We start from the raw sequence: 8,457 nt of genomic DNA on the forward strand, positions 1-8,457 counted from the left end.
CAGTAGCTACCTCTCCTTTTATAATTTCTAATTTTCAATCTCTAATTAAATCGCAAACGCTCTTTCTACCAGCTCTTGTTGCTCTTTAGCGTGTATTTTATTGTAACCTGTGGCAGGCGATGCACTCGGTTTACGAGCCACTACATCTTCAACACCGTTACGCATGGTACGCAAGATGTACATCCAGGCACCCATGTTCTCAGGCTCTTCCTGCACCCAGTATACTTTGGCATTTTTATACTTGCTAAGCTCTGCCTCCAACTGCACTTTCGGGAACGGAGCCTGCTGCTCCATACGCACGATGGCTACATCTTTGCGTTTGCTCTTCTGCTGCTCTTCCAGCAGATCGAAGTATACTTTACCAGTACACAGCAACACTTTCTTCACCGATTTAGCAGTTGCGTAATCATCACCGATCACTTCTCTAAAGCCACCTTTCGTAAATTCTTCGATTGGTGATACCACATTAGGGTGACGCAGCAAGGATTTAGGAGCCATATTTACAGCTGGCTTACGGAACGGCAAGGCCAACTGGCGACGCAGAAAGTGGAAGAAGTTAGCTGGCGTCGTAATGTTTGTAACAAACATGTTGTTCTCGGCTGCCAACTGCAGGAAGCGCTCAGGACGGGCATTAGAGTGCTCTGGTCCCTGGCCTTCGTAACCGTGAGGCAACAGCATAACCACACCGTTCATACGCTGCCACTTCGATTCAGTAGCCGCCACAAACTGGTCTATCATTACCTGTGCTCCGTTGGCAAAGTCACCGAACTGTGCTTCCCAGATAACCAATGCACTTGGGTTTGCCATGGCATAGCCAAACTCAAAACCTAACACACCATACTCAGAAAGCAGGGAGTTGTAGATCTCCATTTTATTCTGATCATCCTGGATGTGGTTCAGGCTATAGTACGGCGCGCTGGTGTTGGCATCGCGCAATACCGCATGGCGGTGCGAGAAAGTACCGCGCTGCACATCCTGACCACTCAGGCGTACAATCTTACCATCAGCCAGAATAGAACCATAAGCCAACAACTCAGCGGCAGCCCAGTTTAACTGGCGGCTCTCAAAGAACATGTCTTTACGATCCTTCAACAACTTCTCGATCTGCTTCAGCGGTTTAAAGCCTTGCGGAACAGAAGAAAGAGTTTTACCTACTTTTTCAATCACCTCTTCAGAAATTCCTGTTTCTGGCGACTGGTTAAAATCTTCTGGTGTAGAGCGGCGTAAGGCATGCCACTCTTTTTCCAAAGACTGATAGTTATAAGGAAGCGGCTGCTGTTTCACCAGATCCAGACGGTCCTGCAGCATCTGACGGAACTCTTTGTCCATGTTCTGCGCCAGTTCTGCATTAATCTCGCCTTGGCTGATCAGCTGCTTGTTATATACTTCGCGTGGGTTCGGGTGCTTCGAAATGATGTTGTACAGCTGTGGCTGCGTAAATTTCGGCTCGTCTGCCTCGTTATGGCCGTGGCGACGGTAGCACACCATATCAATAAAGATGTCGTTGCCGAACTTCTGACGATACTCTGTTGCCAGACGTACCGCAAATACTACTGCCTCAGGATCATCGCCATTTACGTGCAGTACTGGCGCATCTATAATCTTGGCAACATCTGTAGAGTAGATAGAAGAACGAGCGTCTTCAAAGTCTGTTGTAAAACCAACCTGGTTGTTGATCACGAAGTGGATAGTACCGCCTGTCTGGTAGCCTTTCAGCTTCGACATCTGAGTTACCTCATATACAATACCTTGTCCAGCAGCAGCAGCATCACCATGTATTAGAATCGGCACGATCTGCTTAGGATCGCGGTCGTACATACAGTCAATTTTAGCACGTACAAAGCCTTCTACTACAGGGTTAACTGCCTCCAGGTGCGATGGGTTTGGCGCCAGCTTTAGGTTAACTTTATTTCCTGATGGTGTATCTACTTCAGAGGAGAAGCCCATATGGTACTTTACGTCACCGTCTCCGAAAGTAAGATCTGGCACAGCCGTACCTTCAAATTCTGAGAAGATCTGCTCATAGGTCTTGCCCATGATGTTGGCCAGCACGTTCAGGCGGCCACGGTGTGCCATACCTATCACCACCTCTTTAGCACCAAGCTCAGAAGCTTTGTCGATGATGGCATCCAGGGCAGGTATAGTTGTTTCGCCACCTTCCAGAGAGAAGCGCTTTTGGCCTAAGAACTTTGTGTGCAGGAAGTTTTCAAACACAACAGCCTCGTTCAGCTTAGAAAGGATGCGCTTCTTATAATCCAGACCTGGATTAAACTTCAGGAACTCCTTTTCTATTTTTTGCTGCAACCACGTTAGCACCTCTGGATCACGAATATACATATATTCGTAGCCGATTGGGCCCTCATATATTTTTTGCACAGCAGCTACTATATCGCGAAGCTTAGCTGGTCCTATTCCAATAACCTCACCTACCTGAAATACTGTATCCAAGTCAGCATCAGTTAATCCGAAGTCTTTCAGATCGAGCAATGCCTTGCGGTCTTTGCGCTCACGAACTGGATTAGTTTTAGAACGCAAGTGGCCGCGGCTACGATAGGCATAGATGTAGTTTCGTACAGCTACCTCTTTCTCAGACTCGCCCTGCGCTACTGCACCACCTGAAGTGGGAGTCGCCAAAGCTACATCTGAATCGTCATGTCCGTTTTCACTGTAGGCATTTGAAAATTCATAGCCTTCAAAAAATTTACGCCATCCAAAGTCCACCGACTCTGGATCCTGCTGATAAGTTTTGTATAACTCATCGATGTAGGCTCCGTGGGCGTTAGCGATATAGGTATATTTATCCATATAGATTACTACTGTATAAAAGCAAAGGTAGGAGGTAATTCAGTCAATAAAAAGCCGCATAACCGCATAAACGAATACGCCTAAAATTCAACACTTATCACCTCACCCATTAAATATATTATTTATTCTTAGGTGGCACAACTATTAAGTGGGTTTAAAACTTCCTGTAAGGTATTTCTGACTCGAATTAGGATTTCAGTTTGATAGGCCATTGAAGAATACAAGATAGGCATTTGTTGCACTTTTGGTTTTATAGATAGGTAAACGAGTAAAATCAGGAGCAGGTTAAATTTACTTATAACATAGCGTACAGGAATAGCCACTCTATTGGCCTGAGACAGAGATAAGCTATAAATAATTCTACAGATTCGTTCTTATAACACTGCCTATATCCGCAACCACCACTAAGAGCTACGTTTGCCGAATGTAAAAGCTATACCTATTATTAGGTATTTTTTATGTTTTGGGAAATGTTACCTTCAAACGCTTAATCTTCATCCAAAACAGCCTTTTGAACTCTCAAGAACAATTTCAGCAGGTACTTACAAATAGATTTGTATGTTACTTTCGCTTACTGATTTTCCTGTTTATACTTAATATATAGATATACATTTATAAAACCCAAGAAGGCAACTTGTAAGGCCCTTGGCTATGTGAAAAGGTAACGCTTACAGTTTAACAGTTTAATCATTACTGCTATGTACAGCTATCTGTTGGAAGAATTATCTAAGGCAATTGGAGCTAGGCTGCTTATTCAGTTCAGCTACAGCGGAGAAACATTTGTGGTGGAGCCACACCTGTTAGGTAAAAACAAAAACAACCAGGACTGCCTTTGTGCCTGGCAAATTGAAACAGCTGGTGCTGAGTCGGCAACTAATCAATGGAAATGTTTCCTGCTAAATGACATGCAAAACCTCGTACTCTTAGAGCAACGCTTTTGCAAAAAACGACCTGGCTACGATCCCTATGATAATTCTATGACGCGTATTTACTACCGTATCTGAGTTTCCTCTTCCTTTCGGCACTAAGTTTTCTTTATGCCTGTTATAGTGGCATCAGAAAAGCTAGTACAAACTTGCCTACAGTAAAAAAACGTAAAGCTTATAAACCTGCTTCTCTTTCGGCTCCGCTTACAGCCCAAGAGAAAATAAGCCGCTATATGCGCGGCAACAAAGCAAAAAACACGAAACCCGAAATTTTGCTGCGCAAAGCTTTATGGCATGCGGGCCTCCGTGGCTACAGAATACACTGGCCTTTCGCACCAGGCAAACCTGACATCTGCTACCCAGGCAGACGTTTGGCTGTGTTTGTACATGGTTGTTTCTGGCACCAATGCCCTTACTGCAAACCTCCTCTACCTAAAACCAATGTAGGTTTCTGGCAAGATAAGTTCAATAGCAATAAGCTGCGTGATGAACGCTATAGGCAGTTGTATCGCGAAGCTGGCTGGCAACGAATTGTGGTATGGGAATGCCAACTTTATCAGAATCTGGAAAGCTTTTTAACCATCATGAAAGAGCTTCATCGTGGCGTGCCCGCCAGTTGGCAGGTAGCCGCCTAGGCTAGCCAAGGCACTTCCTCCTGTTGCATAAGCTTGTAAAAAACTGTTATCTTAGGACAGTTTAACCACATGTTTATGATAAAGAAGCACATATTTTTAGCAGCAGGTTTAAGCATTTGCTTGCTCGGTTGCAACGAAAGCTCTAGGGCAGTAGCTGAATCAGAAGAAGAATCTACTGCCATACCCGCTGATAGCACGAATCTACAATCAGCCCTACAAAGCATCAACACAGAAGATCTACTGGCCCACACAAAGGTTTTAGCTTCCGATGCCTTTGAAGGTCGAGGCCCAGGCACAGCAGGCGAAGACTCAACTGTTAATTACCTGACGCGTCAGTTTAAGCAGATTGGCTTACAGCCTGGCAACCCTGATGGCACTTTTGTACAGAATGTGCCGATGGTTGGTTTTACGGCACAGCCCAAAGCATCTTTTACCGCAGGAGGTAAAACTATAAACCTGGAGTTCCCGAACGATTATGTTGCCGTTTCGCGCAGGTTTGTACCTACCATTGATGTTAATAATTCTGAAATGGTGTTTGTGGGCTACGGCATTGTGGCCCCAGAATATGGCTGGGACGACTACAAAGGTTTAGATATTAAAGGCAAAACTATTGTGATGCTGATAAATGATCCCCCTATACCCGACTCGAAAAATACCACAGCTTTAGACAGCAGCATGTTTGGCGGCAAAGCCATGACTTACTATGGCCGTTGGACCTATAAATATGAAATAGCAGCAGAAAAAGGTGCCGCCGCTGCTATTATTATGCATGAGACTGGTCCTGCAGGTTACCCATACGAAGTTGTGTCAGGAAGCTGGAGCCGCGAGAACTTCGACATCAATAATCCAGATAAGAATATGGGGCTTGCCGCCGTAGAAGCTTGGATTACATCCGAAAAAGCAAAACAGTTGCTTGCTGCTACAGGCAAAAACTTAGAGCAATTAAAGGCGGCCGCTCTAAAAAAAGATTTTCGTCCCGTTCCGTTAAATGCTAAGGCAAACTTTAACATCAAAAATACCCTGCGCGAAGTACAATCAAAAAATGTAATAGCTAAGCTAGAGGGTTCTGATCCTGAACTGAAAGACGAATATGTTGTTTATTCTGCCCACTGGGATCATTTAGGAAAAGACACGAACTTGAAAGGCGACCAAGTATATAATGGCGCTTTAGACAATGCAACAGGTACTGCAGGTTTGCTGGAATTAGCAGAGGCTTATGCCGAAATGCCTACAAAACCGAAACGTTCTATACTTTTCCTGGCCGTTACAGCTGAAGAGAAAGGACTGCTGGGCTCAAAGTATTATGCCAACAACCCGCTGTACCCGCTAAATAAAACACTTGCTAACATTAACATGGATGTGCTTAATGCATATGGACCTACCGAAGATGTAATAGTAATAGGATATGGTAATTCTACTTTAGAGGATATATTAGCGACTGAGGCAAAGAGCCAGAACAGGCGAATAGTACCAGAGGCTACACCTGAAAACGGCTCCTTCTACCGCTCCGATCATTTTGAATTTGCCAAACAAGGCGTTCCCGCCCTTTATGCCGAATCTGGTGTTGTAGCTCGTAATCAGCCAGCAGACTATGTGCAAAAGTGGAATGAAAACTATACTACAAACGATTACCATAAACTAAGTGATGAGGTAAAAGATGACTGGAACCTTGCTGGTGCTGTAGAAGACCTACAATTGTTTTTTCGCGTGGGCTATCGTGTGGCCAATACAAAACAGTATCCAGAATGGAAGGAAGGCACAGAATTTAAAGCCAAGTGTGATGCCATGCTTTCTGCTAAGTAACCAACAGCTTTTGCTAGTTACAAAGGCTCCTGCAAATGCAGGAGCCTTTGTTTTATACTATTTGTATAGAAAGTTTAATTCCTCCTATTCTGACAATTCAGGTAGAACTTCCTTAATGCCATTCTTATCATTTTATAGATACCATTCACACTATCATATTATCCATTACCTTCAAAATGAACAATTTTATACATCGTTTTACACCTACTGCAAGAATTTCGCGTATAAATAAGTACAAAATTTATTTGTCATACAAAATGATAAAATTATGAAAAAGACAATAAAATTAGCCTTTGCAGCTTTTGCTTTTGTAGCATTCACTGCTTGCGGCAGCGAAAATAATAGTGCAACTGAGGCAGAGACTACAACCCCTATGGAAAACGAAATGGATTCGGATATGAACATGGGTAATGACTTAGAAAATGACACTACAACCGTACAGGACACTACAGTAAATGATGGTTTAGGAGATAGTGTACCTGAGCAGGAGATTCAGTAACATACATAAACTTTAAACAAAAAGAGCCACTGCTTAGGCAGTGGCTCTTTTTTTATGCATTAGCTTTGGCTGGGAAAAGAAACCAAAATTATCGTTGTTGTGGTATAATAGTTTTAAATTTAAGCAATGGAAAATAAAGCTTTATCCTACGACGGCACAACCATAAGGTTGATTGAGACAGAAGAAGCGCTACAGGACGTTGCAGCCAAGCTTTCTGGAAGCAGAGAACTGGCGCTAGATCTAGAGTTTGATCAAAACAGGTTTACTTACGGTTTTAACCTTTGCCTTATACAAATTTCTGATGGCAACGGTACTTGTTACATCATAGATCCGTTTGCTTTTGAAGACTTGTCGCCTATTTTTGAAATAGTCGAGAATCCATCCATAACCAAAATTATACATCATTCTAACAACGATATACTACTACTGAACAAATTGGGCTGTAACATCAGAAATGTGATGGACACAGATGTAGCTGCTAAGATTCTTAACTATGAGCGCTCATCTTTAGCAACAGTTCTCAAGGAAGAGTTCGACAAGGAAATAGATAAGTCTCAGCAATCAAGCAACTGGAACAAGCGTCCATTAACAGAGGCACAGCTAGTCTATGCTGCTATTGATGTTATATACCTCCATCAGGTGAAAGAAAGACTGGTAAAGAAAATTGAGGAGCTTGACCGCCTGCATTGGTTAGAAGAAGAAAATAACTTACTCGAAAGAATAGAATATTCTGAAGCTAATAACCCACACCTAAAGCTTAAAAACGCCTTTAAGCTGAATTACTATCAACAGTTCCTCTTAAAAGACCTGTACTCTTTTAGAGACGAAATGGGGCAGAAACTTAATAAGCCAGCTCCCTATGTTATTCCGAACGATGCCTTGGTTGATTTAGCCAATAATCCGAACGTAGACCTACATGAATGGCTTAACCATACTAAAGGCATTCATGGAGCACTGAAGAGGCAGCCAAATGAAAAGCTTTTATCAAAAGCTCTGAAGCAAGCTAAAGAAAAAGCTAAAGAAGAAAATATTAGTCATGATTATCCTGATTTCAGAGGCCAACGCCCTGTGCGCACAGCAGAAACTGAGCAACGAAAGGATGAGCTAAGCCAAGTGCAGAAGCGTATTGTGGAAAAATATGGTGAAAATGCTTCTAGATTGGTAATTACCCAAAGCCTTATTGGAGAATACAGCCAAACAGGTAATATTCGCTGCCACAAAAAATATGGTTATTCTATAATAATGGAAACAGCCTCAGAACTAGGCATCAATTTACCCGGAGAGATTATATAAATACATTCCAGATTTATCACCATTCTGTTTTCCCTCTATAGAAGGTTATCATACATATAAAGTTGAACCATGCTGCTTCATGACTAAGCGTAACTAAATAAAAGAATAACGCTTTACGACTTGCCGCACGATCACTACAGCAATTTCCTCCATACCATCAGAAACACAAGCGCTGAGGAATTACGAGCCTTAGCAAATCAGTACTTAAAGCAAGACGAGCTTTATACAGCCATAGCCGGTAGAAAAGCTTAAACAGATACAGGAAAGCAGTCCGATAGCTACTCTATATAATAAACAGGAAAGGGAGGTACTCAGTACCTCCCTTTCCTGTTTATAGGTTCAATCGTTCCTCAACCTACTGCTTGTACCGAGCGGTGTCGTTTTCCTGGTTTATCTTTGACAAGCCTTCAAGAACAGATTTAGGCTACTGTTCCAGTCTTCACCCTCAGAACATTCCCCCGCCGTCCCCTATGCTGCCGCTACGTTTCCGCTGGGT

Annotated in this window: 6 protein-coding genes; 5 read left to right on the forward strand and 1 reads right to left on the reverse strand. The window is 43.0% G+C overall.

All coding sequences use genetic code 11. The annotated features are described in order from the left end of the window. Nucleotides 1-45: 45 nt before the first annotated feature. On the reverse strand, nucleotides 46-2,805 hold the full coding sequence (locus tag LN893_RS14430) for a 2-oxoglutarate dehydrogenase E1 component (protein ID WP_229971236.1): 2,760 nt from the start codon (nucleotides 2,803-2,805) through the stop codon (nucleotides 46-48). Nucleotides 2,806-3,518: 713 nt separating this feature from the next. Here LN893_RS14430 and LN893_RS14435 point away from each other — a divergent pair. The 5 genes from LN893_RS14435 (at nucleotide 3,519) to LN893_RS14455 (ending at nucleotide 7,961) form a co-directional block, all read left to right on the forward strand. Then, nucleotides 3,519-3,809 carry a hypothetical protein gene (locus LN893_RS14435; protein WP_229971238.1) on the forward strand — a complete coding sequence of 97 codons (291 nt, stop codon included), beginning with the start codon at nucleotides 3,519-3,521 and terminating at the stop codon, nucleotides 3,807-3,809. Between the two features lie 71 nt (nucleotides 3,810-3,880). Next, nucleotides 3,881-4,366: a very short patch repair endonuclease gene (locus LN893_RS14440; RefSeq protein WP_229971240.1), complete on the forward strand. Its 486-nt coding sequence runs from the start codon at nucleotides 3,881-3,883 to the stop codon at nucleotides 4,364-4,366. A gap of 75 nt (nucleotides 4,367-4,441) precedes the next feature. Then, nucleotides 4,442-6,169, forward strand: coding sequence for a M28 family metallopeptidase (locus LN893_RS14445; protein WP_229971242.1), 1,728 nt, complete (start codon nucleotides 4,442-4,444; stop codon nucleotides 6,167-6,169). A gap of 268 nt (nucleotides 6,170-6,437) precedes the next feature. Beyond that, on the forward strand, nucleotides 6,438-6,668 hold the full coding sequence (locus LN893_RS14450) for a hypothetical protein (RefSeq protein WP_229971244.1): 231 nt from the start codon (nucleotides 6,438-6,440) through the stop codon (nucleotides 6,666-6,668). A 126-nt stretch (nucleotides 6,669-6,794) separates the two neighbouring features. Then, nucleotides 6,795-7,961 carry a ribonuclease D gene (locus LN893_RS14455; protein ID WP_229971246.1) on the forward strand — a complete coding sequence of 389 codons (1,167 nt, stop codon included), beginning with the start codon at nucleotides 6,795-6,797 and terminating at the stop codon, nucleotides 7,959-7,961. The last annotated feature ends 496 nt before the right edge of the window (nucleotides 7,962-8,457 follow it).

This window comes from Pontibacter harenae (genome assembly GCF_020907245.1).
Taxonomy (GTDB): domain Bacteria; phylum Bacteroidota; class Bacteroidia; order Cytophagales; family Hymenobacteraceae; genus Pontibacter; species Pontibacter harenae.

What these genes read in the sequence shown, in the direction of transcription:
- LN893_RS14450 (WP_229971244.1), top strand. Translation starts at nt 6,438, where the DNA reads ATGAAAAAGACAATAAAATTAGCCTTTGCAGCTTTTGCTTTTGTAGCA.
- LN893_RS14455 (WP_229971246.1), top strand. Translation starts at nt 6,795, where the DNA reads ATGGAAAATAAAGCTTTATCCTACGACGGCACAACCATAAGGTTGATT.
- LN893_RS14445 (WP_229971242.1), top strand. Translation starts at nt 4,442, where the DNA reads ATGATAAAGAAGCACATATTTTTAGCAGCAGGTTTAAGCATTTGCTTG.
- LN893_RS14430 (WP_229971236.1), bottom strand. Translation starts at nt 2,805, where the DNA reads ATGGATAAATATACCTATATCGCTAACGCCCACGGAGCCTACATCGAT.